This window comes from Bacillus yapensis (genome assembly GCF_005280205.1).
In the GTDB taxonomy this organism is placed as follows: domain Bacteria; phylum Bacillota; class Bacilli; order Bacillales; family Cytobacillaceae; genus Robertmurraya; species Robertmurraya yapensis.
In genome coordinates this window covers 1-24,603 of record NZ_SUND01000017.1, presented here as the reverse complement: position 1 = coordinate 24,603, position 24,603 = coordinate 1, and the positions used below count along the sequence as shown (strand labels likewise).

17 protein-coding genes, 15 tRNA genes, 2 rRNA genes and 1 pseudogene are annotated in these 24,603 nt (G+C 38.3%); 2 read left to right on the top strand and 33 right to left on the bottom strand.

Annotation, left to right across the window (positions count from 1 at the left end; all coding sequences use genetic code 11):
* Positions 1-90: 90 nt before the first annotated feature.
* Positions 91-489 carry a nuclear transport factor 2 family protein gene (locus FAR12_RS18180; RefSeq protein ID WP_126410211.1) on the top strand — a complete coding sequence of 133 codons (399 nt, stop codon included), beginning with the start codon at positions 91-93 and terminating at the stop codon, positions 487-489.
* A 152-nt stretch (positions 490-641) separates the two neighbouring features.
* On the opposite strand, the gene FAR12_RS24025 is transcribed toward FAR12_RS18180, so the two are convergent.
* The 13 genes from FAR12_RS24025 to FAR12_RS18115 all read right to left on the bottom strand — a co-directional run bounded on the left by FAR12_RS24025 (position 642) and on the right by FAR12_RS18115 (position 18,169).
* A complete protein-coding gene (locus FAR12_RS24025; RefSeq protein ID WP_126410296.1) occupies positions 642-1,016 on the bottom strand; it encodes a CBO0543 family protein in 375 nt (124 codons plus the stop codon).
* 271 nt (positions 1,017-1,287) lie between these two features.
* Positions 1,288-5,532, bottom strand: coding sequence for a 5'-nucleotidase C-terminal domain-containing protein (locus FAR12_RS18170; protein WP_246010439.1), 4,245 nt, complete (start codon positions 5,530-5,532; stop codon positions 1,288-1,290).
* Between the two features lie 396 nt (positions 5,533-5,928).
* Positions 5,929-7,356, bottom strand: coding sequence for a DHA2 family efflux MFS transporter permease subunit (locus FAR12_RS18165; RefSeq protein ID WP_126410210.1), 1,428 nt, complete (start codon positions 7,354-7,356; stop codon positions 5,929-5,931).
* Between the two features lie 162 nt (positions 7,357-7,518).
* Positions 7,519-8,799 carry a type II restriction enzyme gene (locus tag FAR12_RS18160; RefSeq protein WP_126410209.1) on the bottom strand — a complete coding sequence of 427 codons (1,281 nt, stop codon included), beginning with the start codon at positions 8,797-8,799 and terminating at the stop codon, positions 7,519-7,521.
* Entirely contained in the window at positions 8,783-9,649 is an 867-nt protein-coding gene (locus FAR12_RS18155; RefSeq protein WP_170972248.1) for a DNA adenine methylase, read from the bottom strand. The genes FAR12_RS18160 and FAR12_RS18155 overlap by 17 nt, the downstream gene beginning before the upstream one ends.
* A 173-nt stretch (positions 9,650-9,822) precedes the next feature.
* On the bottom strand, positions 9,823-10,674 hold the full coding sequence (locus tag FAR12_RS18150) for an ABC transporter permease (protein ID WP_126410208.1): 852 nt from the start codon (positions 10,672-10,674) through the stop codon (positions 9,823-9,825).
* On the bottom strand, positions 10,671-11,585 hold the full coding sequence (locus tag FAR12_RS18145) for an ABC transporter ATP-binding protein (RefSeq protein ID WP_126410207.1): 915 nt from the start codon (positions 11,583-11,585) through the stop codon (positions 10,671-10,673). The genes FAR12_RS18150 and FAR12_RS18145 overlap by 4 nt, the downstream gene beginning before the upstream one ends.
* A gap of 361 nt (positions 11,586-11,946) precedes the next feature.
* Entirely contained in the window at positions 11,947-12,504 is a 558-nt protein-coding gene (locus tag FAR12_RS18140) for a cysteine hydrolase family protein (RefSeq protein ID WP_126410206.1), read from the bottom strand.
* A gap of 846 nt (positions 12,505-13,350) precedes the next feature.
* Positions 13,351-13,962, bottom strand: coding sequence for an HAD family hydrolase (locus FAR12_RS18135; protein WP_425456199.1), 612 nt, complete (start codon positions 13,960-13,962; stop codon positions 13,351-13,353).
* Positions 13,963-15,163: 1,201 nt separating this feature from the next.
* Positions 15,164-16,033 carry a hypothetical protein gene (locus FAR12_RS18130; RefSeq protein WP_126410204.1) on the bottom strand — a complete coding sequence of 290 codons (870 nt, stop codon included), beginning with the start codon at positions 16,031-16,033 and terminating at the stop codon, positions 15,164-15,166.
* A 196-nt stretch (positions 16,034-16,229) separates the two neighbouring features.
* On the bottom strand, positions 16,230-16,820 hold the full coding sequence (locus tag FAR12_RS18125; protein WP_170972247.1) for a hypothetical protein: 591 nt from the start codon (positions 16,818-16,820) through the stop codon (positions 16,230-16,232).
* 307 nt (positions 16,821-17,127) lie between these two features.
* The gene (locus tag FAR12_RS18120; protein ID WP_126410202.1) at positions 17,128-17,334 is read right to left on the bottom strand and encodes a hypothetical protein; all 207 of its coding nucleotides are present in this window, start codon (positions 17,332-17,334) and stop codon (positions 17,128-17,130) included.
* A gap of 256 nt (positions 17,335-17,590) precedes the next feature.
* The gene (locus FAR12_RS18115) at positions 17,591-18,169 is read right to left on the bottom strand and encodes a tyrosine-type recombinase/integrase (RefSeq protein ID WP_126410201.1); all 579 of its coding nucleotides are present in this window, start codon (positions 18,167-18,169) and stop codon (positions 17,591-17,593) included.
* A gap of 313 nt (positions 18,170-18,482) precedes the next feature.
* Between FAR12_RS18115 and FAR12_RS18110 the strand changes: the two genes are divergently transcribed.
* The gene (locus FAR12_RS18110) at positions 18,483-19,088 is read left to right on the top strand and encodes a hypothetical protein (protein WP_126410200.1); all 606 of its coding nucleotides are present in this window, start codon (positions 18,483-18,485) and stop codon (positions 19,086-19,088) included.
* 923 nt (positions 19,089-20,011) lie between these two features.
* Here the strand turns inward: FAR12_RS18110 and FAR12_RS18105 are convergent.
* The 20 genes and pseudogenes from FAR12_RS18105 to FAR12_RS18010 form a co-directional block, all read right to left on the bottom strand.
* Positions 20,012-20,971 carry a tyrosine-type recombinase/integrase gene (locus FAR12_RS18105; RefSeq protein WP_126410199.1) on the bottom strand — a complete coding sequence of 320 codons (960 nt, stop codon included), beginning with the start codon at positions 20,969-20,971 and terminating at the stop codon, positions 20,012-20,014.
* A gap of 297 nt (positions 20,972-21,268) precedes the next feature.
* Positions 21,269-21,352: transfer RNA gene (locus FAR12_RS18100), tRNA-Leu, on the bottom strand.
* A 96-nt stretch (positions 21,353-21,448) separates the two neighbouring features.
* Positions 21,449-21,999, bottom strand: a pseudogene (locus tag FAR12_RS18095) (GNAT family N-acetyltransferase).
* 29 nt (positions 22,000-22,028) lie between these two features.
* Positions 22,029-22,592 (bottom strand): GNAT family N-acetyltransferase, encoded by a 564-nt coding sequence (locus tag FAR12_RS18090; RefSeq protein WP_126410198.1) that lies wholly within the window; start codon positions 22,590-22,592, stop codon positions 22,029-22,031.
* A gap of 156 nt (positions 22,593-22,748) precedes the next feature.
* Positions 22,749-22,837: transfer RNA gene (locus FAR12_RS18085), tRNA-Leu, on the bottom strand.
* Positions 22,838-22,867: 30 nt separating this feature from the next.
* Positions 22,868-22,942: transfer RNA gene (locus FAR12_RS18080), tRNA-Cys, on the bottom strand.
* Positions 22,943-22,951: 9 nt separating this feature from the next.
* Positions 22,952-23,026: transfer RNA gene (locus FAR12_RS18075), tRNA-Gly, on the bottom strand.
* A gap of 4 nt (positions 23,027-23,030) precedes the next feature.
* A tRNA-Gln gene (locus FAR12_RS18070) sits at positions 23,031-23,105 on the bottom strand.
* Between the two features lie 17 nt (positions 23,106-23,122).
* A tRNA-His gene (locus FAR12_RS18065) sits at positions 23,123-23,198 on the bottom strand.
* An 11-nt stretch (positions 23,199-23,209) separates the two neighbouring features.
* Positions 23,210-23,283 (bottom strand) — tRNA-Trp (locus tag FAR12_RS18060).
* A 105-nt stretch (positions 23,284-23,388) separates the two neighbouring features.
* Positions 23,389-23,472: transfer RNA gene (locus FAR12_RS18055), tRNA-Tyr, on the bottom strand.
* A gap of 40 nt (positions 23,473-23,512) precedes the next feature.
* Positions 23,513-23,588: transfer RNA gene (locus FAR12_RS18050), tRNA-Phe, on the bottom strand.
* A 10-nt stretch (positions 23,589-23,598) separates the two neighbouring features.
* Positions 23,599-23,675: transfer RNA gene (locus FAR12_RS18045), tRNA-Asp, on the bottom strand.
* A gap of 29 nt (positions 23,676-23,704) precedes the next feature.
* Positions 23,705-23,778: transfer RNA gene (locus FAR12_RS18040), tRNA-Met, on the bottom strand.
* An 80-nt stretch (positions 23,779-23,858) separates the two neighbouring features.
* A tRNA-Val gene (locus tag FAR12_RS18035) sits at positions 23,859-23,934 on the bottom strand.
* A 9-nt stretch (positions 23,935-23,943) separates the two neighbouring features.
* Positions 23,944-24,015 (bottom strand) — tRNA-Glu (locus FAR12_RS18030).
* A 16-nt stretch (positions 24,016-24,031) separates the two neighbouring features.
* Positions 24,032-24,124 (bottom strand) — tRNA-Ser (locus tag FAR12_RS18025).
* A 3-nt stretch (positions 24,125-24,127) separates the two neighbouring features.
* A tRNA-Asn gene (locus tag FAR12_RS18020) sits at positions 24,128-24,202 on the bottom strand.
* A 22-nt stretch (positions 24,203-24,224) separates the two neighbouring features.
* Positions 24,225-24,341 (bottom strand): 5S ribosomal RNA (gene rrf, locus FAR12_RS18015).
* A gap of 147 nt (positions 24,342-24,488) precedes the next feature.
* Positions 24,489-24,603: ribosomal RNA gene (locus FAR12_RS18010) — 23S ribosomal RNA — on the bottom strand; the annotation flags it as partial.

Below are 24,603 nucleotides of genomic sequence, written 5' to 3'. Positions count from 1 at the left end.
ACAGAAATCAATATTATTCCAACAATTGATATAAATGTTTATATACTTTAAGCTTTCATTATATTTTCTTATATGAAAGGAAGTTTGAGAATGAGTACAGAACCTCAGATAACTTCTGGCCTATCCCATAAAGAGAAAGCTGTTTCTTTTCTACAACTCGTCGCACAAGGGCAAGTGCGAGAAGCCTACCAACAATACATAAGTCCCAGTTTTTCTCATCATAATCCCTATTTTCTTGGCGATGCCGATTCGCTCATGCTTGCGATGGAGGAAAATGCAGTTATAAATCCTCACAAGAAACTCGATATTAAACTTGCGATTCAAGAAGGAGATATGGTTACAGTCTATTCCCATGTAAAGCAAAATCCAGATGATCTTGGAGGGGCTGTTGTACACATCTTTCGTTTCTACGATAACCTAATTGTTGAAATGTGGGATGTCGGTCAACCTATACCAGAGGATTCTCCTAATCAGAATGGCATGTTCTAGGGTATTATTATTTCTCAGATACTGGTTGTTTTTATGGAACAATCAGTATCATTTATTGACATTGAACTCGCTACTCAAACATAAAATTGTCGAATAAGGATCAATTTTTCAGAATTATCTCCTTGAAACTCTCCTCAAAAATATTACTCCATTCATTTATTGTTTATCATTTTTCTTATGTATCTTATATTGAGAGTTAGTATATAAAAAATAAATGGATAACTTACAAGTGAATACCGTAACTTCCATTCGTTATGATAAAAAAAGTCAGTTTGTATGTAAATCCATTCAAAAACAACACCTATAATTGAACATATCAAAATATATATTAGCTGTATTGTTTTGCTTCTAGTAAAAGGATAAAAATTTAGAAATAATAGATTGACTGCCGGAAAAATTAGTATAAGTGTAGGGAGTGTTCTCCAATCTGGACCTTTATCGAAATATCCGTATAGATCATATTTTAAATCTAAATAGATATTAGCGATTAACTCGAAAACAAGAGCGAAAAGGGATGTAGAATACATTTCTATTCTAGACAGATTTTTCTTAGAAAAAATAATTACTAACCAAAATATTAGTACAGTTGAATAAATCACTATAAAAGTAGCCACAAAATTGACCTCTTCATTCGTTTTTCCTTATTTTCTTCTTTAAAAAAATCTCTATGCGATAAAATTGAATTCTCCTTAGTTAGTCAAAATACTAAATAGTTTCCTACGATACAATAAAAAACAATCACAAACATTGTTTAACACAACATTCGTGATTGCTTTATGCGAAACTACCTCTTAATTTTTACCAGAACAATCCCTTTAATATATTCCAGACACTAGTTACGATTTGAATGACCAATGCGACTGCAGGGTGTTGAGGTGTTTCATTTTTCTTTAACACGTCAACAGTTGTAGCCTTACTTACATTTCCAGCAGCATCTGTTGCTGTGACGGTTAGGACATCCTTATGTTTTTGTTTTGGTACAGTGACCTTGAAGTTACCCTTCTCATCCGCTATAGCTGTACCAATGACCTTCTTGTTTGACACGACCTTCACACTTGCACCGGCCTCAGTTTTTCCTGTGACAACCGTATCATTGTGAACGACAGGATTCACTTGTGGTGCATCCGGTGCCGTTTTATCAATAACAGTCACGACTGTTGCTTCACTAACATTGCCAGCCGCATCTTTTACCGTAACTGAAAGCTTTGTTCCAGCCACTTGCTTAGCAATTTCGATGCCAAAGCTGCCATCCTCCGCAACTGTACCAGAACCAATGCTCTCTCCTCCAACAGACACTTCCACTGTTGAACCAGCTTCTGCTGTTCCAGACACTTGTGTTGATTGGTCAGTCACTTCATTTACAGAAGGAGCTTCTGGAGCTGCACTATCCGCTACACCTTGTACAATTCTATCTTCAACCGTAGGTGCAACTGGATTGTTCGCTTCTAGATATGCAGTGAACACTTCAAAGTCAACAATATACAACTCAGTGATTCTGCCTTCATCCTTCGCAGTTTTAAACATTGTATAACCATCGCCACCGTCAGCAGTGAATGCATTCGTTGCGATACGATAGGTTTTATCTAATTGAAGCTCTTCATAGCCTTCAGCAGTTAATGCTTCTACATACCAGACACGCTCACCAACTGGTTTCGCTGGGTCATACTTAAATTTCAAGCCTGATACTTGCATGAAACCACCTGCACCAGGTGCACTCACGCTAAGCTCTAATGCAGCAAGTATTTCTTCACCTGTAAGGTCAAGAGTAACAAGGCTGTTTCCGAATGGTAAAACTGTTAATACTTCTCCTAACGTGATGTCTCCTTCATCAATAGAGGCACGAATTCCTCCACCATTTTGCATCGCAATATACGTTGGAATAAACTCATTTGCTTGTGCGACCATTCCGTCAGCAATTAAGTTTCCTAGATTTGTTTCCTTGCTCCGGACATCGGTACGCTCTCCATTTAACGCAACAGATGTACTACCCACAACTTGCTTTTGAAGTTCTGTTAATGGAGCTTTGAACTCTTCTACCTTCGCTTTTGCAGCTGCATCTTCTGTATACGTAGCTAAATCCTTCAATTCACCAGCATAATCTGTGATTACACCGTTTTCGTCGAATGTTAAATCAAGTACACCAAGGTATTTCAAATACTCATTTGCTTGAACAATTAGTGTTGGCTCTTCTTTTTCAATGACAACTGGAGCATCCAGCTTCGTATGAGAGTGTCCACCAACAATAACGTCAATTCCATCCACCTGTTCTGCTAAATCTAAATCAGGTTGATAGCCTAAGTGGGATAGTGCAATAATTTTGTCTACACCTTGTGCTTCAAGAAGTGCAATTGTTTCGTTTGCTTTTTCAACTGCATCTTCAAATACTACGTCCTCACTTGGACTAGCAAGGAATGTTGTATCTTCCGTTGTTAATCCGAAGATTCCAACCTCTTCTCCATCCACTTCTTTAATAATGGCTGGGAAGATTTCTCCTTGTTCATTATTTCCACCGATGGAATCATTGAACAGTGGTCCAAGGTCAGCATCTGCTGCCATATTAATATTCGATGACACGATTGGGAATTCTGCCTGCTTAATGAAATTCGCGAGAGTCGCAGAATCCTTATCAAACTCATGATTTCCGAGAGTCATTGCATCAAAGCCTAATTGATTCATAAAATACAAGTCAGCTAGACCTAAATACTGTCTGAAATATAATGTTCCTGAGAACACATCTCCTGCATTTAATAACAGGCTATTTTCCTTTTCAGAACGTAATTCGTTCACAGCAGTGACCAGCCTTGGGAACTGCTCAACATAGGCATGTGAATCATTTGTATGAAGAAGTGATAACGTAAATGGTCCTTCTTCAACCGCTAAATCTAACTGAGCAACAACAGCATCATGATCACTCGCGCGTCCATGCTCTTCCATATACGGAGAGTTAAAGTTTACGATATCAAACTCTGCCGCTTCTGCAAGATTATTTGTTACTAAAAGATGATCCAGCACTTGCGCATTTCCTTGATAGTTATAAGTGTACTGTTCTGAAGCTGGTAAAGTTTCAACAAGATTTGTTAAAACATCACCTTTTAATGCAGCTAGTGGAGCAGAAAATTGGAAATCGTTCAAGTCCCCTAATACAACAACATTTGCATCCTCGTTCTGTTCCTTAATATCAGAGACAAAGTTATTCACGATCGTTGCAATCTCTACACGTTGTGCTTCACTCTCAAGGTAAGGTGGTTGATTTTTACCAAACAGAGGTTGATCCCCTGTTTTTGAGTTGAAGTGATTGTTAATGACAATAACTTCTTCGCCGTTGAATGTGAACTCAGCTGCAAGTGGCTTACGGCTACTATTAAAAGCTGAATTGGTTGGATCAATGCGGCCTGGGTTTAAAGTAAGAGAGCCATTTTCATAAGCAACAGCTGTTGTTGCATCTCCTTTAGGTGCTTCATTTAGCGTCACACGTTCAGGATTGTATAGATATCCAACACGGATATTTCCGCCTGGTACTCCACCATCTTCCTTGTCAACTGGAGCAATTTCTGTCCAAGCATAAGTTGGTCCGCCAAAACTTTTGACTGCATCACTTAATGCCTTGTAGTTTGCATCCGCTTTGACCACACCATTATCTGTTTCTCCACTTTCGTCAAGCACCTCAACAAGACCAATGATATCTGGAGATCCTAAATTTTCGACCATTGATTTTGCCAGTTTATCGCGCTTAGCAGTGTCTGTTGCTACGAAGTTTTCGATATTATAACCTGCAATCGAAAGCTTGTCCCCATCTTTTTGAATTGACGTTACTTCATTCGTTCTTTCACGTTCTACTAAATCTGGTAGGTCTGATGCCTTTGTAAGAATCTTAAAGTTGCTAAATGTGTAGCTCACGACGCCAGTAACTGTTCCATCAAATCTGTCTCCAGCCTTCGTAACATAGCTACGATCATCTAACTGAAGGAACATTTTTTCAGGATTTTGATTTTCTTTTGTTAAAAGAGGAATCCCCTCTTTTGTATATGCTTTTCCTTCCACTTGACCGGTAATAACAGAAACTTCACCATATTCCTGTGGTCCTGTTACAATCGGGTTTTCAAGAGAAACACGCATCCCTTCAAGACTTTCATAAAAATCAATCGCGTCTTCTGATGGGTCAAATGTTCCTAATTGGTCGTTGTCGATTACAGAAGTCGGCGGAGTTACGTCCTTCCCGATGACGATGGAAGCCGGAAGTTCGTTTCCACTAGAAACCTTTGTAACTTTTCCTGTTTGGGCATTAATTTCAGTCATTGCTAAGTCAGTTTGTAACTTTTCATCATAACCATCAAGAACCCACTCTTTTACAAGCCCTGACACCGTTACGCTATCTCCCACAGCAACACTGTGAGATGGCTTGTACACAAGAAGACCTTCTGCTGTGCTTGCATTATCATCTGGGTTCGGATCTTGCATATAGAAATTGCTGCCATCTACGACATAAGTAACAATCCCTGGTACATCTACAACATTTTGATCTTTATAAGGTGATGTATGTGATTGACCTTGGATATCATGAATTTTTAATCCAGTTACTCCATCAATAGGCTCTTCATCTGGAGGTGGTGTTGTGCCATCAAACGACATGGCCGATGGAGATTTTAAGCCTGGTACTGAAAAATAAGCTTCAAGTGATCCAGTTATAAATACCTTTTGACCGACGATCGATGGATTCGTTAATAGTCCGAAGTCCCCACGGAAACTACTAGGAAGCTGCACCGGTAAAATTTTCGTTGCATCTCTTTCTGTAGGGCTATCGGCAATGGCAAAGTTTGTATCTGCAGAAAATGGAGCCTCAAAGTCATATGTAGCTTTTCCTCCGCCACCACTTGCTGTGTAACCTACAATATAACCTTCAACCGTAGCCGTCCCTGAATTATTCGCAATAGCCTGTGCAACGGTTATCGTTTCAGCGGCTTGTGCTTGATATGGGACAACTAGACTAAACAACATGACGAACATTGTCGTTATTGCAAATAGCTGTTTTCTAAGCCTTTTCAAGTGAGTTCCTCCTCTAATCTCATATATAGTTCCTCAGGGTAAAACATTGCTTCCATCTATTCCTCCAAATCTACTAAATGAATCCCCCTTTCTTTTGGTAGGAAGCACTTGAGGTCTACTAACAACTTACCATCTCTTCTAGTTTTTTCGTTCTTATTAACGAAAATTTAACTTTCCTAAAACAAAAAGTTAACAATTATTAGAATTTTCGACTTTTCACAACTAATTATACTAGTTTTCGATTGTTCTTTAATGAGAACATATACCTAGTACAATTCTCCTTAGTTATAAAAAAATAAAGCTTACCGAAAAAATATCGGTAAGCTTTTATAGTAAACATTAAAACTTTTGAAAGATAAAAAATTGAAATAATAGGAAAAGGATTCCCCCTGGTTGTTACTCTCTCATTCTTTCTCTATCTATTCTCTCCAGTTCCTCTTGAGACGGTCCATTATTTTTAACAAAAAACGAGATAATTAATCCGACTAGAGATAATATGGCAACCACAATAAAGGCAACGTTTGCGCCATAGATATCCGGGTTGACCAATTCTCTACTAGCAGCTGATTTCTCGGATGTCGTCATAACTGTTACAAGGATAGCTGTTCCAACAGAAGCAGCAATTTGTCGCATCGTGTTATCCATTGCTGTACCATGTGGAATTAATCTTTTTGGCAATTGATTCAATCCCGCTGTTGCAATTGGCATCATAACCATAGATAACCCAAACATGCGGACGCTGTACATTATCGTCATATAAGCTAAGGAAGTAGTCGTATCTAATCTTATAAAAGCAAAAGATGACAAGGTAATAATCGTTAGACCAATCATAACTAGTTTTTTTGCCCCAAATTTATCAAAGATTCTACCTGCAATTGGCGACATAAATCCTGTAATAACTGCACCTGGTAACAAGGCAAGACCCGCTTCAAAAGCAGTAAAATCACGCATATTCTGCATATAGAGTGGGATGAGTGTTTCCACTCCAATTAGACCCATAAATGTAATCATTCCAATGACAACAGCTAATGGAAAAATCGAATACGTAAATACACGGAATTCCAACATCGGATGCTTCATTCGTAATTGTCTTAGAATAAATAATACAAGAGCTACTGCTCCAATACCAAGAGACAAGATGGTCATCATCGCGAACCAACCGTTATTCCCAGCGGATGTAAACCCATATAGAAGACCACCAAATCCAAATGATGATAAAATAATGGATAATACATCTAATTTAGGCTTCTTCAATTCGGTTACATTTTTTAAAGCAAAAAAGGCGATAACAATATCAATAATAGCAATAGGAAGAATAATAAAAAACAAGACTCGCCAAGAATAATGCTCTGTCACATAACCAGATAAGGCCGGCCCAATGGCGGGAGCAAATGAGATAACAAGGCCAATTAACCCCATGGCCGATCCACGTTTATTTACTGGGAAAATCATTAAAAATACGGTCTGCATAAGAGGTAACATAACCCCAGCTCCAGTTGACTGGATAACGCGCCCAATTAACAGCATCTCAAAGTTAGGTGCAATTCCTGCAACGAGAGTACCAGCCGCAAAAATACTCATCGCTGTAATAAATAGCTGTCTCGTGGAAAACCGTTCTAACAAAAAGGCACTGACAGGGATCATAATACCGTTCACTAACATAAAAACAGTCGTTAGCCATTGACCAGTATTCGCTGTAATCCCCATTTCTTCCATAATCGGAGGGATTGCTGTAATCATTAACGTTTGGTTCAAAATGGCGATAAACGAACCAGCTAGTAGCAACGTTACTATTGTTTTCCTGTTGAATTCTAATTTTTGCATAACATACCCTCTTTCCTTCTTTCTCTCTCCCCCATTGGGAATTGAATCACTTTATAAAGAATACATGATTTGATCTCAATAATCTAATAGTATGTTTCCAATTTTTTTGTAGCAATTAAAAACGGTCCAAGCCCCTAGAATATGGGACAAAGACCGATTCCATTAGTATATCTCTGGCAACTCTAAAATCCAGTTAATCCAACCTGTAACAGTCGAAGCTCTTCTAAAATAAGTGCTCTCCGAATTAACATTGTAAAGATTGCATCTTTTCATGATTTCCACAATTCTCGGCTTCTCCGGAAGAGTACCATTTTGAAAATACTCGGCTAGAACTTGTTTAAAAGGTTCATGATCTAGAATACTTTTCGTTAATCTCAAAAATTTATCCTTGGTTCGAAGTCTCATGATTTCTTTTCCACTTTTAGTAAGTGTAAACATGACCTGTTTGTTTTCATCTATGTATTTTTCAATTAAACCAAGATACATTCCAGCTGAAGTGTAATAGCTCGTCTGCCTCACATCAAAATCATAATTCTGAGTAATATCTTCTTTGCTCAAATCATTTTCAACCAGTAATCCTAGCAAATCAACGAGCCTTGTGAATGAATCAGCCTGCGGGAAAGGTATCTCAGGCTCTTGTACGGGTTGGACCGTTTGAAATATTGCCACTATATCTTCTAACTCCAACTTCTCATGAGCAATAATGAAGTCTTTCTGCTCAATCAATCTTAAGGAGTTATATCTTTTAGGATCAGTAAACTCATACACAAAGAAGCTGAAAATATCATTTGAATAAGTGAAAAAAACCGGTTTAACTTCCTTATGAGTCTTTTCTTTCCATAGACGATATGGATAATAGAGTTGCCTCACAAGGAAATCATCAACAGTTTCATTTTTAGCTTCTACGATCATGAATTGATTTTGACTCTCATAGCCACCATCAATTTCAATCTGAGAGTTCTTAATTGTAATGTGCCGATCATTTCCCTTTTTCGTTTGAATATGAAAGTCAAACTCTCTTGACGACATTCTCCCAGAAATCGTTTGATAAGATTCTTCTCCCATAACCATTTCCATCATCCCCGTCACATGGGCACAATGAAGGGCTGAACTTTCGGAATAAAGATTCGTCGGATCAATCGTTGTTAAATCAGCAGGAAAGTCCACTCTAATGGGTTTTAACTTGTGATTATAATGAACCTTTTCATAGACATCAAACTCACCAATAACATAACTAGAACGAGAAATCGGTAAAATGGACAGCCCATGCTCTTTAAAAAGTTTTGGCAAGTGGCTAAAGTGATCAAACTTAGCCATTAACCTTGGCTCTCTTACCTTTTTGATCTCTTTAGCCTGTATTTCAAAGAAACCATTCTGACGGACATTTTCTAAAATCTTATGACGCTCAAATAGTATCTCCCATGCATCATCCGTTTTGCTCATAATTCATCACCAGTACTTCGTCAATTTTACCGCGCTTAGAACCGACTGAATTAATATTTCTTGTTGCTGAAACAATCTCTATATGAAATCCTTTTTCTGTATAGATTTCTTTAATAAAATCAGTTGCTGAGTTACTCAATAAGAATTTGCAACCCTTTTTATCCAACTCAACACATAGGTCTCTTAATCGGATTTGGTCTTCTCTGTTAAAACCATCTAAACTATAGCTGGTAAAAGAGGCCGTATCCGAGACTGGGTCATATGGAGGATCAAAGTAAACAAAGTCGCCTTGAGTAGCATCTGCAACCACATCGGAAAAGTCCTTATTCCAGATCGTCACATCATGATTGCTTAAATAATCATGAACCGCTCGAAGTACTGTCTCATTGACGATATTAGGATTTTTGTACTTACCAAACGGAACATTAAACTGACCTTTACTGTTCACTCGGTACAACCCATTAAAGCAAGTCTTATTTAAGTAAATCATTCTCGCAGCCTTTTCAACAGGAGAAAGCTGGCTATAAGTTTCTCTGCTTCTATCTAAGCTTCGTACTTCATAGAAATACTCACTGTTATTTCCATTCTCATGCTTTTTTAATTCTTCAATTAGCTCTTCAAGATTGTTTTTCACAATCGTGTAGACGTTCACTAACTCAATATTTATATCATTTATTACTGCTCTTTTAGGCTGAAGATCAAGAACGACCGCTCCAGCACCAATAAACGGCTCGTAATAAGTGTTAATCTCTTTAGGCATATATTTTCTAATCTCTGGAAGCAATTGACGCTTACCACCAGCCCATTTCAAGAAAGGCTGAGCTAGTTTGTTTTTCACTGCTTGTCCCACTGTGTCTCTCTCCCTTTTACTTCCACTTTGACTCGTTAAAAATACGAACAAAAATTCTACTTTATCATACCATTTTCACCAAAACAAATAAATCATCAATTATTTCTTATCAATAACGTACCCTTTGTCAAAGAATTTAACGCAAAAAAAATACGACAGCATTCACCGTCGTATCAACTCGTTTTCCTAGCCATTTTCCACATGGATAACAGAAAGAATAGAATTCCTAAAATGAGCATATACAAAAGACTGTGCCACCACTGAATCACAAAGTCTCCCATTTTAAAAAGAGAGCCCATCAATAGTTGGAAATCCTCAATGGTTGTTTCAGGCACACCCTTAAATACAGTTTCCTCGGCTGGCCCCATCATAATCTCACGCAGCATCATGGCGGCATGGGAAGGTGGAAATATTTTAACAATCATTTGGACAGCATCCGGCAAGCTCCCCATCGGGATGTAGATTCCAGTTAAGAAGCCTATCAATGTTCCTATAATGGTAGCTGCAGCCGAAAATGCGTTGCTGCTTTTGAAAAAAGACACAAAAAAGTAAAGAACAAATACAGATAAAAAATCGCTTAAAATGATAATGCCCAATACTTGAGCGAGAGCAGTCCAGCTAAGCAATTCTCCACCATTAACGACGATATAAACTTCTGCAAAAATCAACGTAACTAGAGTCAGTAGTAGACTAATGGTAAAACAGCTTAAAATATACCCACCTGCTAAACTACTTCTTTTTAAAGGAGAGGCATAAAAATCCTTATAAATCTTGAGCTTCCTGTCCTCGACCATAATCCCCAAAGCACTAATTCCGGTTGTAATAGGGGCAATCGCGATAACACCGGCCATAATCCAGGCGTCGATCAACGTTCCCGTTTCTTCCCCTTCCAAATTACTCTTCATCACATCGCCCAGAAAAAGCAGATATAAACCGATAATGATAAACACACTAAGAAGCGAGAAAAACACACTGGCCTTATCTCGGAAAAACACCAACAAGTTTCTTTTAATAAGATATCTCATTCTCTTAGCTCTTTTCCTGTAATCGTAATAAATGCATCATCCATCGTCCCCTTCACCACTTGAAACCCAATGATGTCCTCCTTGCATTGCTCTAAAATCGGCAGTGCATCCAAAGTAGAAGATAGTTTGATAGTTAAGGTGTCTACTTTTACTTCATATTCGTGTCCTGCCTGCTCCAAAATCTCACTTAGCTTCTGAATATCTGTTCCGTGGATTTCAAGATAGTCCGAACTATACTCTTCCTTTATTTGTGATGGCGTACCTTTGGCCACAATCTCCCCATTATCAATCACGACCACATAATCGGCGTTGGCAGCCTCTTCCATATAATGAGTTGTGAGAAAAACAGTCATACCCGTTTCTCGTTGGATTTCTCGGATGGTTTCCCATACTCGCTGCCTTGTTTGTGGATCGAGTCCTGTAGTCGGTTCATCTAAAATAAGAATCTTGGGTTGATTAATAAGTGCTCTCGCAATATCTGCTCTTCTTCTTTGCCCACCTGACAACTTCCCGTAAGGCTGATTCAAAAAGCCACGAACCTCCGTATAATCGATGGCAGATTCCATTCTGTTTTTTAGCTCGCTGCCCTTTAACCCATAGAGACTTCCTCTACACTGAAGATTTTCTTTTACCGTCAATAAGTCATCCTGTAGATTATTTTGAAAAACAATCCCTAACTCCGAACGGATTTTACTATCATCTCTACCAATCTCGTAATCATCAATTACTATACGACCCTCATTCGGCTCTAATAATGTGCTAAGAATATCAATCGTCGTCGATTTCCCCGCTCCATTCGGCCCCAAAAAAGCAAAAAGCGACCCTTCTTCCACATAAAAATCAATTCCCTTAACAGCCTGGATACTGCCATAGGATTTCTTAAGGCCTGATACTTCGATTATCTTATTCATCTGGTACAGTACTCCTTATTTATTTGTTTGACTTTTAAAAGTGTATTCAAGACATACGTTATGTAAGAACTTTTCCTAAAATATCCATTTGATATTTTTACTATAGCACAGGAATTGTTGAGGGGAGGTAAATTTTGTGTGAATTAGGGGTAATCGGATGTTTAATTATATGTTTGCAGGTTTCTTCAACACCACAAGGGTAAGCCTGTGAGGAAAACACAAAAAAGCTTCTACTTATATGTGCGTAAAAGCTTTAAATCAATACCAGTTGACGGGTCTAGCGACACTCCAGAAGTACACGATTTCGAGACATAAAGTTCCTCATTACTAATTTTACCTAGCGATAATTCCAAATCATTATTTATCGATAATTGTTATGTATTGGCTTAAATAAGTCGTCGTTACTGTTTCTAACTACAGAAAAATGATCGACATTGTCATGGCCATGAAGGATTTTATTATGATGATTTATAATTTTTTCAGCAGAAAGGATTGAAGAGTCTGTTGTAGAATGTCCGTCTTCAACTAGTGTTACATCAAAGCCATTTATTGTTCCCATTCTAACTGCTGTATCAATGCAATATTCTGTTTTACACCCCATAATTACAAGATGTTCAACTCCCATGTTCTCTAAATAATCCTTTAGCGCAGTACCATAGAACGAATTCGTAGCTTTTTTATCGAATATTTTAGCAGAAGGTGGCACTTTAATGACTGGATGAATTTGAAACCCTTCACCTTCACCATCAGACACATCTTTATCTCTCACAAAAACTACTGATGAGTTCGACTCCAATGCTTTTATTATGACCGAATTGATAGTATCTAACAGTCTATCTTTATTAAAAACACTCTTCTCTTTTTCATTACCATCAATTAATTCTTGCTGAGCTTCAATCACGAGTAAGGCTTGATTCACAAGAATCCCCCTTCAACTTAGTTTTGTCTATTAATTCGACAAAGGAATTTGTTTTTCCTGCTAATAGTTTTGTATAATCCTTCTACTATATTTTTACATCTTACCATTTACCTATTCCCCATTTTTATCCATGATAAAAATACCGTACAATGAGTTGGAAAAGCAATTCGCGTTTGTCACCGTTTCCCCTTTCACCTTCATAAAGAGGATAATTTCGTCATGCAATTCAACCGTCGATATTTTCCGTACAATCCATAAACCGCCAACAATGACACTTCCTTTCGATTGTTTTGTTGTTCTAATGTCACGCCATTCTTGTCCCTTACGTTGATGATCACCTTGCCTTTCGAATTAATTATCCAATAATACGACCGTTAAACACTTTTCACTTCTAGTTAGCACGATTTTTTCGTCATTGGAAACGCAAAAAAAGACGCTAATGATTTCTCATAAACGCCTTCATTTCACTATTTCGTTGATACCGGGTCGAAGCGACACTCCAGAAGGAACACGATTTTGAGTCGTGCGCGTCTGAAGAATCCGTGGAATAGGCACGGGCATAAGGTTTTTCGCCATTATATTTCAATGCTTTAATGTAATTGTCCATACGATTATTAAATACCTATGTCTCTATTCTAGTATAAGTATTTACTTATAACAATTTGAAATATTATCCAATAAACAATATTAAGCCATTTGTTAAAACATGTTAAAACCAATTATAAATTGAAACTTTGCACGAACTTTGCACGGTTTCGGCATTGGTTAAAGTCACATAAAATAAGAATTTAACACTAAGAACTCATGGTTACTACTGTGAGTTCTTTTCAGTTCTTTTGAAGTTTATTACATTTTTATTAAATCTAAAATATCTTTTGGTTCCTTTAATACAAAGTCTGCTGATTCAAATTTTTCAGTTGTTTTAGAGCCCCATAAAGCAAGTGCAAATTTCACACCAGCACTTTTTGCACATTGCATATCATATATGGAATCTCCAATATATATTGATTCATCTGGATTAGCATTTAACCCATCTAAACAAACTAATAGAGGTTCAGGGTGTGGTTTATGTTTTTCAGTATCACTTGCACATATCGTGTACTCAAAAAATGAACTTAATCCAAAAGGTTCAAATTCATCAATTAACTCTTGTTTTGTTTTTGAAGTCACAATACCAGTTCTGACAGGACTTTCAGATAATGCTTTTATAACATTTTCTAAATCCTGAAAAACACTTACCTCGTGAGAAAATTCTAGTACAGTCTCTGACCACTTTGGATGTACACGTTCCAAATCAGTCACATTTAATTTTTTTAATGTTTCTATCCCTGGTATTCCTAAAGCAAACCTTAAATCCTCTAATTGAAAATCTCTTCCTTCTTCTTTTAATACTTTTTGTAGAGATTTTAATATAGCTTTTTCAGTATCAAGAATAGTTCCATCTACGTCAAAAATCATATATTTTAACAATCCTTATCCCTCCTTAGTTTCTAATTATATAAACATTCTATCATAATAATGTAAAAATTTTTTTGAACAAACTTGCCCGTTAAAGTAGGAATTATTATTTGATTTAAAAAAGCAGGGTTGCCCCTGCCTTTTTATTACCTATTATACTGTTGGTCTGATGTATGAAATCAATTTAGGATTCATCAAAGCAAAATCACTGTTGATTCTTGCTCCCCTTTAAGAAAATTGGTCTTAAAGGTACTTAATAATCGGAAATTGTTGTCCACACGATTTGGAAATCACTTTAACAAAATAAAGCATAAAAAAAGTCAACGCCTTGATTGCTCAAAGCATTGACTTATAAAGGTTTATACCTTTTCATGATACCGGTGGTCGGGGTCGAACCGACACTCCAGAGGAACACGATTTTGAGTCGTGCTAGTGCCTACACACGTACAGCACACACCCCACATCGCATACATACCAACGTTACATAGCGTTATATAACGACACACTATTCGTTTATATTCGTATTACACACTTAAATCCACGTTTTCTATTAACTAATGTCGTGCGAATAATGGTATTATTTCACATCAAATGGATGATTACAATACTTAAAAAGTCTTTCCTGCGTAATTCCTATGTACAGGAACAGGCTAAACGCCTGTTGATGCTACGCATCGTTAAAACAAAACACTTAAATACTTCCGAATCAAAAGAATGATTAACGCTAACTGTACGTAAAACAGCACGTGCATAACACTTATTGCAACACGTATTAATTCCCTTTATTTCTTTGATGTGAAAGTATTTTAGAAGTTTTTTTTTCGTTCAAGCGAAGCGCAGAACAACCGTAGCGAAGCGTAGGTTTATGTACACCTGCTGAACAAAAAGTACGTATATATTAAACGTCCTGCTTAAAGTCAGTAATACACGTTAATTCCCCCGCTTTCTTTGATGTGAAAAAGTACTTCTAAGATATAAGAAGGAATGACCACACCAAAAAGTGCCTTCATACTTACTGCCCCAACGTGTTTCAGCTTTTTTACTAGGTATGCAAAATTGCACCTATTAAGCCAAAAAGGTATGCAAAATTGCATGTATTGTTTTAGACATCATCAAAAAAAAGGTATGCAAAATCTATACTATTTTTACACATCAATAAAAAAAGGATGCGCAACAACACGCACCCCTTACACCCTTCACATTAAATGCTTTTTGGTCTGTTGATTTGAAACAACGTTAAGAAATCGTTGCTTAACAATTCCTGCCCTTTTCCTTCTGCCAATCTACGTACAAGAAGCGGATTAACAATTACATTGCTTTCCTTTCCTATTGATACGATGCCAAAAGCGTACATTGCACGTCCATCTGGTGCAGTAAAGGTAATTTTGCGTAACTTACCAGATACCCTTTGTGCGTGTTCGTAATTCAACACATCAGCAACATCTTGTAAGTTCATTGGTTGAACCTTGTTCACATCATATTCATACGGATTATGTGTGACTAAGTTCTTGCTGTAATTGATGTATGGTAAAAGTGCATACAACACACCTAAATCCTTTGCTTTCATGCCCGCATCACGTAAAGCTTTAATCCCTGCATCCATCAGCTTAACGTTCTTTTGCGCATCAGAAGAATGCATCTTTCCTTTCCAGTGATACGTCGGATTCATGCAATACACACCTTCATCATTCACGTTCAGCACACCTGCAATACGTAATGCTTTAACTACTTTCTTCACTTGTAGTGCTTTCACATTCAGAACCGCTTCAAAGTCTTTAACCTTTGTAAATGCACGTTTTGATGTGCCTAACGTTCCATCGTATTGTAACGCTGTTTGCAAGTACAGAACGTAACCAAGCGTAGTATCGTCTATTTCACGTCGAAGCTGTCTGATCGTATCCATGTTTCCATTGGTGAACTTATCACCCGTTGTACGGAAGCTATGTTTTTCTTTAAGTTGATGCGCCCTAACGCCCTGATACGCTTCCTGTTGCTTTGACGTACGGTAAGAAACCACATCAGAAGAAATTACTTCACCAGTACTTGTATCCACTAATGCTAAATTTGTCATAATCATACCAACCCTTTCACCATGTGTAATGGTGCGTTGGTTAGTTTGGTTTGGTTTGATTTTCACGCACAAGAAATCCATTGCTTTCCTTGATGTGAAAGACGTACAGGTGATATACTTATCTTACCAAGAAGTTATATATCACCTATACACTTCATCACCTAACGCTAGACTACTGCACATAGTCTAGTGTTTTTTATTGCACTTGTTTTGCACACGACATGTGTACTATCCCCTGCATATTGTACTTGTAAGTAAGTGCGCCAATTTCACTGATAGGTGCTACTAACCTACGTCCTTGCATGCTTCGAAAAAATGCTTCAGCTTGTAGTAATTGTTCTTCTGTGTAGAACGTCCCGCACGCTTCACTGATAAGCCAATCATAGTGAACCTGCGTAATATTACTACCATTATATTCCCTTGTATCAAACGCATCAATGTTACGCTTCACTGCGTCTTGGAACGCCTTCATATCACAAAGCACAGCACCAACACCTTGCAAGAAGTACACAATGTAATTGTTCATTGTACATTCATCTAACGCCCATCCTACCTTGCCATTTTGATGTGACAGTTCAAATGTAACATTAGGTGTACTCTTTTCTGATACGTACTTGCATTCAAATGCGTATGAACGCTTTTCAATACTGTTAAAGCAAATCGCATCCACACTTGCATGTTCCAAGTACTTTGCTAATCTGCTTTCGTTGTACGTAAGGTGTGACACTTCATCAGCACCTAAGTTCTTACACATCAACTGGAAGAATCCATCACGTTGCGGTTGCATTGATTCGCTAACTTTTTGTGTAACCTTAAAACTTACCCTTTTCTTTCCCATATGCCTGTCGCTTCACACAGCAACAGATAACCACTAAGACAAATCACCATAAATTCTAACACGACCATCACCACCTTTTTTCTTCTATATCTAAAAGAACAAATGCTGTGATAAGAACAAAATGGTTTCGTTCTTTCGGTACGTTGGTTGATGTGAACATGTACTTGGCTGTACGTTCTGTACCACGCATCACCAAGCACTACTGCACTTCACACAACCAAACACCGTACGGATGTATTAACGTATTGCTAACACATCAACCCCGCAGGGCAAGAAAGTCTTGATATTCAGGCATATCAGCCACACGTTCTGTGAACGCATCCAGTGCTTTCAACAGCAGTTCTGAACGTGTTACCTTGCCTAATTCAATACGACTTTGGAAGAAATCCACCATAGTATCAATGTCTTTCACATATTCTGGCGTTACTTTCACGCCAATCGTGACTTTCACTTCACTATTCATTGATTCGCCATCCTTTCTTTATGTAATACAGGTGTATCGTTAACATTGATAACCTTATATATTAATTATATAACGCCTAAAAGTACCTGTATAATTTTTGCCTGAACGTGAAAAAGCGCATCAACACACACTTTCTAGTCACTTTCCACTACATTTAAGTACGTAGTTTTTCACATCATTCATACCTTAATGAACACATAAAAAAAAGGATATAACTGAACGTTACACCCCTTAAATCATTCAATTGATATGCACATCATAAACCCAAGCAAAAGCTGTCTAATACCTTGTCTTTTTCTTCTTGATTAATGCCAATGTATGTTAACGTAATGGAAGGCTTGCTGTGATTTAGTATATCTTGAAGCAACGCAATGTCTTTAGTCTGCTTGTACAACCAATACCCAAACGTCTTGCGCATTGTATGTGTGCCTACTGATTCGACACCTGCAAAATCCGCTGCCTTCTGTAACTGCCTGTACGCTTGTATCTTTGTTATTGGCTTATCACCTTTGCGCGAAGGAAATAAGTACTTTGATTCGTTGGTTTCTGCGTAAGCCAGCACTTCTGCGTAGATCGAATGCAAGTTGATTTCACGTTGCTTCTTTGTTTTGCCTTCCTTTACGGTTATCTTCTTCTGTTTTCTGCGACGTAACGCCAGTACTTGTTGCGTTTCCAGTGCAAGCAAATCACTTACACGTAAGCCTGTGTTAATTCCAATCAAAAACATTATGTAATCACGTCTGCTACAATGCCTGTTTAACGCCCAAAGCATATCTTTGATTTGTTCCTGACTTCTAATTGGTTGCACATCAATATCATGCTTTTTACTTTCCACGTTTACCAATCCCTTAATTATTAGTCTGATTCGCCTAAACCCTTTAATAACGCTAATTCGAATGTATACTTTTATCCTAATAAGTTAACTTTACCACTAAAACCCTTTCAACACAATAAAATCAACGAAATGAATGTTAACTTTTAGCCATTAGTTTACATTGCCGAATCAAAATAAAATTAAACAAAACAGACAAAAAAAGTGTGCTATACTTTTTACATTAATTGTATTCATACGTAATAAAAGTAAATTAATGATATTTATACCTTTACGTGTGAATGTGATTAGAATTTAATAAAAGGGGATTAGGGGTATGGGGACTTTTTTAGGATTTTTACTTGGCATTGCAATTCTAATGTTTTTGTACAGCATCATATGGAATTGGGTAGTTATCGTACCTGCAACATTGCTTCTAATGTTATTACGTTTAGACCGCTTCAAACTATCCACGTTGTTCTTAAACTTACTAGGATATTATGTAATCACATCAATGTTAGTGCTTTACACAGTAGGATTTGTAGATACTTTTGACGTATCAGACAGCTATATATTATACACAATTGTAGCAGGTATAATTTTCTTCTTTGGTTCGATGCAGGGTATAGGTGGTAAATCAGCAGAAGCACGTAATAATAACGACTATCATGCACAAGAAATATTACCTTACACATTGGTAGCCTTCTTCATTGGCATAGTTTACTACATATTTGCAGTTATTGAACCAGTAATCACTTATAACGGATTAACCGTAACATTATTGGAATGGATGTACGCGCTAAAAAATGTACCTGTACTTTCTTGGATAATTAACATTGTTGGTGTAATTTTTGTACTGAACATGTTATTTATGGGCGTTGTAGGATTATTAGCTTTAATCGGTGGTATTGCTAACAAGGTTACACGTAACGAAAGTTATTAATTAAATTACACGCATCAACAGGGCTGATATTTTCAGTCCCTTTTTTATTGATGTGGCACATACATCTACTAACGCCCTTCGGTTGTTTGCCTGATACGTTCACATGCAGTTCTATCGAACCACACGTTCCACGTACAGGAAAGTTTAACTTAAATATTTGCACATCATACAAATAGGAAGCGGGTACCTACACACTTTACACCACACCCTTTCAACACACACAGTGCGCTATCTGGAACGTTCCATTACACGTATGGTACCTTTTCGTACCACCCCTAATCTTTAAGGGCGGGGGTATTAGATCGTGTAAAACATGTGCTTCAAGTGGAAAGGGAAGAAATATTATTATTATATTGTTCTACACAACGGAACAAGTAGCGGTACCTTTTTCGCCCCTGCCCCCACCTGCATTAACGTAATATGTACGGAAAAAATAAACAAAAATAAAAAGGTGGAAGGAAGCGCACACAACACGTCACACCCCCACCACCCTATACCTTTGTTGTTGTATGTGGCAACCCTTTATAAGAACACACGTTCCTAATACGTTCCACCACATCAATAGTAAGTAACACCTTCATTCTTGATGCGCCTAGCACACGTACACATAGCGTGTATTCCCGCACTACACCACACTTTCCCACACACTAGCACCATGTTTAATCACATCAATAAGACGCAGAAACCCACCACTATCAGTACTTCACAGTGTACAAAGTTATGCAATATGACTAACAATTGCATTAGTGAAAGTGCTACTTTATATAGTTTAGTTTTAGACATTACATCAACATAAAGCACAACGTATCTTCACGTACACCCACACACAACAACGCAGATGATACACTTTATCTTCTTTTCTTATTGATTTGCAGTAAGACGCAGCTAACACTTTTACTTCGCATCATCAGAATAACCTGCACTTAAAATAACTTTTCTATCGGTGAAAATTTTCTATGATTGCCATGTATTTCATTTGAAAACATATTTACATAATTCCTAACCATATCCATTGAAGTATGTCCCAACACTGCTTGAAGCGTAAACACATCAGCACCGTTCTGCACAGACATCTTTGCAAAAGTATGTCTAAACGTATGCGGACTACAACGCACGTTCTTAACACCTGCCATACGCCCATACTTCGCTATGAACTGTTGAATCGCACGTATTGCAATAGGTTCATTATCAATGTTCACAAACAACATATCATGTTCTAACTGCCCACGTACCTGCATGTATGTACCTAGTTGCTTCTTCATGATTCGCTGTATTGGAACGTTCCTTTCCTTATAACCCTTCGCTTCCCGAATCAATACAACACCATCATTCCAGTTAATATCGTTGATGCGTATTCCACACAATTCCTTCACCCTAACACCTGTTTCAAGTAAAAACATCATCATCGTGTAATCACGTAATCCAGTGAACGTATTCATGTTAGGCTGACGTAACAGCGCGTGTATTTCATCCCTGCTAAACGTTTGAATAACTGTTTTCTTCTGCTTAACAAGTTTCACTTTCTTTAAAGGATTTTCCAACACGTAACATTCACGTTCAAGGAAGTTAAAGAAAGACCTAATTGCACGTAGGTTTGCGTTGATCGTTGTTTCCTTCAATCCTTCACGCATCATAGAAAGAATAACATGTTCTTTGATGTGTTCTTCCGTTATGGAAGCGGGTAATGTACACACAGCTTCACGTTCCAGACGCTTACAGAACTTAAACAGTTCATTCTTATAGTATTGAAGCGTATGTTCACTTAGATTGCGTATCTTACAATCACGTACAAACAAGTGAAAAAGATGTTCAAATGAATCATTACTTTGATTTGCATTCACATCAACAGAAAGAACAGGAATTATATTTTTACGACGAACCATAATACAAATACCCCTTTCGTGTAGAAACATTATTCAATACGTTGTGCAGTACGTTTTGCTGAACACCACTATACGTTCTACTGAACGTTATCCAGTACGTTTAGCTAAAGCCTACATCACGTTGCATAGCACGTTATTCGCATCACAGTACACTTTGCATAGTCAGATGAACACGCTATTACACGCCCTGCACTTCGTATTACTATTTCGCACGACAAAAAGTATCTTATAAACGTAAAAAAACGACTTCCTAATCAAAGGAAATCGTCGTTATATCACGCAAATGTTAAAGTAAAATGGTACCGGTGGTCGGGGTCGAACCGACACTCCAGAGGAACACGATTTTGAGTCGTGCGCGTCTGCCAATTCCGCCACACCGGCATATTCTTATTGTCTAAAGTAAACTTTTCAGTAACTCAAGACAAAGAATATCTTATCACGATAATACGATTCTGTCAAACCAATTTTACAATGATTTTACTGATGAAAAATACTATTTACTTCCCACTCTTCTCGCAGCAAGCCCATTCGAATGGAATCATAGTATTCCCCATTATAGTAGCTCACTTTTCTTATCCTTGCCTCTTCCTTCATCCCCAGCTTTTCGCCAACCTTAATCATTCTTACATTCCCTGACCAGGTTGTATAGCCGACACGGGCCAATGGCAAGGTATTAAACAGATGATTTGTCCACATACAGATAACCTTTTTCCATAACCACCGTTCCAATATTTCGGGTCATAGATCACAATCCCCATCTCCAGCCATTTAGAAGGTTCATGCTCCCAGTAATACCCCACTGTCCCTATAACCTCACCATTGACTTCAATCGCCCAACGTTGCTCGCTGTCCACATAATCATCTTTATTTGTTAAAAATTCTTCATAAGAGATTTGCTTCAATTCATAATAGGGTGCATCCCACTTTTTCCACTCTGGAGACTCTTCCTTGTAAATATGCTCCCACAGACTTTTTAAATCTTCATACTCTATCGGTCTTAATCTTAACTCATTTTCCTGATAACCCACTTCAACACCTCAATTACTATAGTAATAGATTAAAAGTTAAACTCTTCTCTTAAAATTGAATAGACTTTTAGATCATGATGTTGTCCTTTGATAAACATACTCTTTCTATTAATTCCCTCAAAAGACATGCCTGCTTTCTCCATGACGCGAGAAGATGCTATATTATCAACCATGCATCTCGCTTGAATACGTACAAGCTCCATTTTCTCAAATCCAAATCGAATAAGTGCCTCAGCAGCTTCTGTAGTAATTCCCTTTCCCCAATACTCAGGTGAAAGCACGTAGCCAATTTCGGCACTATGATGATTCGGCTTCCACCACACAAAATCTATCGTTCCAATAAACTCACCAGTCTCTTTATCTTCCATACCCCAAGGAGCAACCTTCTGATTGGCATATTGGTCGAGCACAAAGCTAATAAAGGCTTCCGTATCCGATATCGTTTTATGTACATCCCAAGTAACATACTTTGCAACTTCCTTATTGGAGCCATAAGAAAACATCGCAGCTGTGTCTGCAGCCGTAATTTTTCTTAAAATAAGTCTAGGCGTTTCTATTATAGGTAAATCCTTATAAATGTCCTCAACCACCATTAAAATCACCTCTGGAAAATTTATGTAGTTATAAGGACAAATTCTAACAGATATTTAGAAATCTTACAATAATAATTCTATGCATTAAAAAAAGACCTAACCAAATGGTCAAGTCTTTTGTCGTATGTATATTAGTAGCATTTCTTCTATTAAGAATGGTGCCGAGGACCGGAATCGAACCGGTACGGTAGTCACCTACCGCAGGATTTTAAGTCCTGTGCGTCTGCCAGTTCCGCCACCCCGGCTAGTTAAAACACTAGCATTATATTTTAAAATGGAGGCGGCAACCGGATTCGAACCGGTGGATAAAGGTTTTGCAGACCTTGGCCTTACCACTTGGCTATGCCGCCATAATATATTGGAGCGGAAGACGGGATTCGAACCCGCGACCCCCACCTTGGCAAGGTGGTGTTCTACCACTGAACTACTTCCGCGAAATGGCTGGGCTAGCAGGATTCGAACCTACGAGTGACGGAGTCAAAGTCCGTTGCCTTACCGCTTGGCTATAGCCCAATAATTTTTTATAAAAATGGGGCGATCGATGGGAATCGAACCCACGAGTGTCGGAGCCACAATCCGATGCGTTAACCACTTCGCCACGACCGCCATAATAAAATTGGCAGGGGTAGTAGGAATTGAACCCACACCAAAGGTTTTGGAGACCTTCGTTCTACCTTTAAACTATACCCCTATATTTAGAAATTAATCTTTCTTAAATGAAAAATTATGGAAAGCTATTTTACTCGCTTCGTAAAAAGAAAACTGTACGTTATTTTCTCCTACGTCGAAAAAACGTTGGTGGAGGGGGACGGATTCGAACCGCCGAACCCGAAGGAGCGGATTTACAGTCCGCCGCGTTTAGCCACTTCGCTACCCCTCCAAGTATATATATGCAAGATTTCTCTTTGAAGTTATAAAAATGGTGGCTCAGGACGGAATCGAACCGCCGACACAAGGATTTTCAGTCCTTTGCTCTACCGACTGAGCTACTGAGCCAACATATAAATGGCGGTCCGGACGGGACTCGAACCCGCGACCTCCTGCGTGACAGGCAGGCATTCTAACCAACTGAACTACCGGACCAAAGCAGTAATAAATTTTAAAACTGCCGATTGCGGGGACAGGATTTGAACCTGCGACCTTCGGGTTATGAGCCCGACGAGCTACCAGACTGCTCCACCCCGCGATAATAATAATTAAAGCTATTCTCAGTTTCCTAAGAGTTATGGAAACCTATTTTACCTCGCTGTGCTCGGTAAAAAGCTTTGGTGGAGGATGACGGGATCGAACCGCCGACCCCCTGCTTGTAAGGCAGGTGCTCTCCCAGCTGAGCTAATCCTCCATATTTAAGTGACCCCTACGGGATTCGAACCCGTGTTACCGCCGTGAAAGGGCGGTGTCTTAACCGCTTGACCAAGGGGCCAGAAATTTAAAAATAATGGCGGAGAGCAAGGGATTTGAACCCTTGAGACAGGTTTTGCCCGCCTACACGATTTCCAATCGTGCTCCTTCGGCCACTCGGACAGCTCTCCGTATGGCTCCGCGGGTAGGACTCGAACCTACGACCGATCGGTTAACAGCCGATTGCTCTACCACTGAGCTACCGCGGAATAATGATATAATAGAATTGCAGCCCGGCAACGTCCTACTCTCACAAGGGGACAGCCCCTAACTACCATCGGCGCTGAGAAGCTTAACTTCCGTGTTCGGTATGGGAACGGGTGTGACCTTCTCGCCATCGTCACCGGACCTAAATATTTATCAAGACATATTCTATTATACTGATTTACACCATTATTTCAAGAGAAAATTAAGGATAGTTATTTTCACTGTCGTGAAAAAACTTTATTCCCTCAAAACTAGATAATGTTGAAGAAGAATTACGTTGTCATCTATTTGGTTAAGTCCTCGAACGATTAGTATCAGTCAGCTCCACACGTCACCGCGCTTCCACCTCTGACCTATCAACCTGATCATCTTTCAGGGTTCTTACTAGCTTACGCTATGGGAA

Bases quoted from the DNA above. Each gene is read 5' to 3' on its own strand.
- FAR12_RS18180 (WP_126410211.1), top strand. From the start codon at position 91: ATGAGTACAGAACCTCAGATAACTTCTGGCCTATCCCATAAAGAGAAA.
- FAR12_RS24025 (WP_126410296.1), bottom strand. From the start codon at position 1,016: ATGTATTCTACATCCCTTTTCGCTCTTGTTTTCGAGTTAATCGCTAAT.
- FAR12_RS18165 (WP_126410210.1), bottom strand. From the start codon at position 7,356: ATGCAAAAATTAGAATTCAACAGGAAAACAATAGTAACGTTGCTACTA.
- FAR12_RS18160 (WP_126410209.1), bottom strand. From the start codon at position 8,799: ATGAGCAAAACGGATGATGCATGGGAGATACTATTTGAGCGTCATAAG.
- FAR12_RS18150 (WP_126410208.1), bottom strand. From the start codon at position 10,674: ATGAGATATCTTATTAAAAGAAACTTGTTGGTGTTTTTCCGAGATAAG.
- FAR12_RS18145 (WP_126410207.1), bottom strand. From the start codon at position 11,585: ATGAATAAGATAATCGAAGTATCAGGCCTTAAGAAATCCTATGGCAGT.
- FAR12_RS18135 (WP_425456199.1), bottom strand. From the start codon at position 13,962: ATGATTTTTGACGTAGATGGAACTATTCTTGATACTGAAAAAGCTATA.
- FAR12_RS18130 (WP_126410204.1), bottom strand. From the start codon at position 16,033: ATGACAAATTTAGCATTAGTGGATACAAGTACTGGTGAAGTAATTTCT.
- FAR12_RS18125 (WP_170972247.1), bottom strand. From the start codon at position 16,820: ATGCAACCGCAACGTGATGGATTCTTCCAGTTGATGTGTAAGAACTTA.
- FAR12_RS18120 (WP_126410202.1), bottom strand. From the start codon at position 17,334: ATGAATAGTGAAGTGAAAGTCACGATTGGCGTGAAAGTAACGCCAGAA.
- FAR12_RS18110 (WP_126410200.1), top strand. From the start codon at position 18,483: ATGGGGACTTTTTTAGGATTTTTACTTGGCATTGCAATTCTAATGTTT.
- FAR12_RS18105 (WP_126410199.1), bottom strand. From the start codon at position 20,971: ATGGTTCGTCGTAAAAATATAATTCCTGTTCTTTCTGTTGATGTGAAT.
- FAR12_RS18090 (WP_126410198.1), bottom strand. From the start codon at position 22,592: ATGGTGGTTGAGGACATTTATAAGGATTTACCTATAATAGAAACGCCT.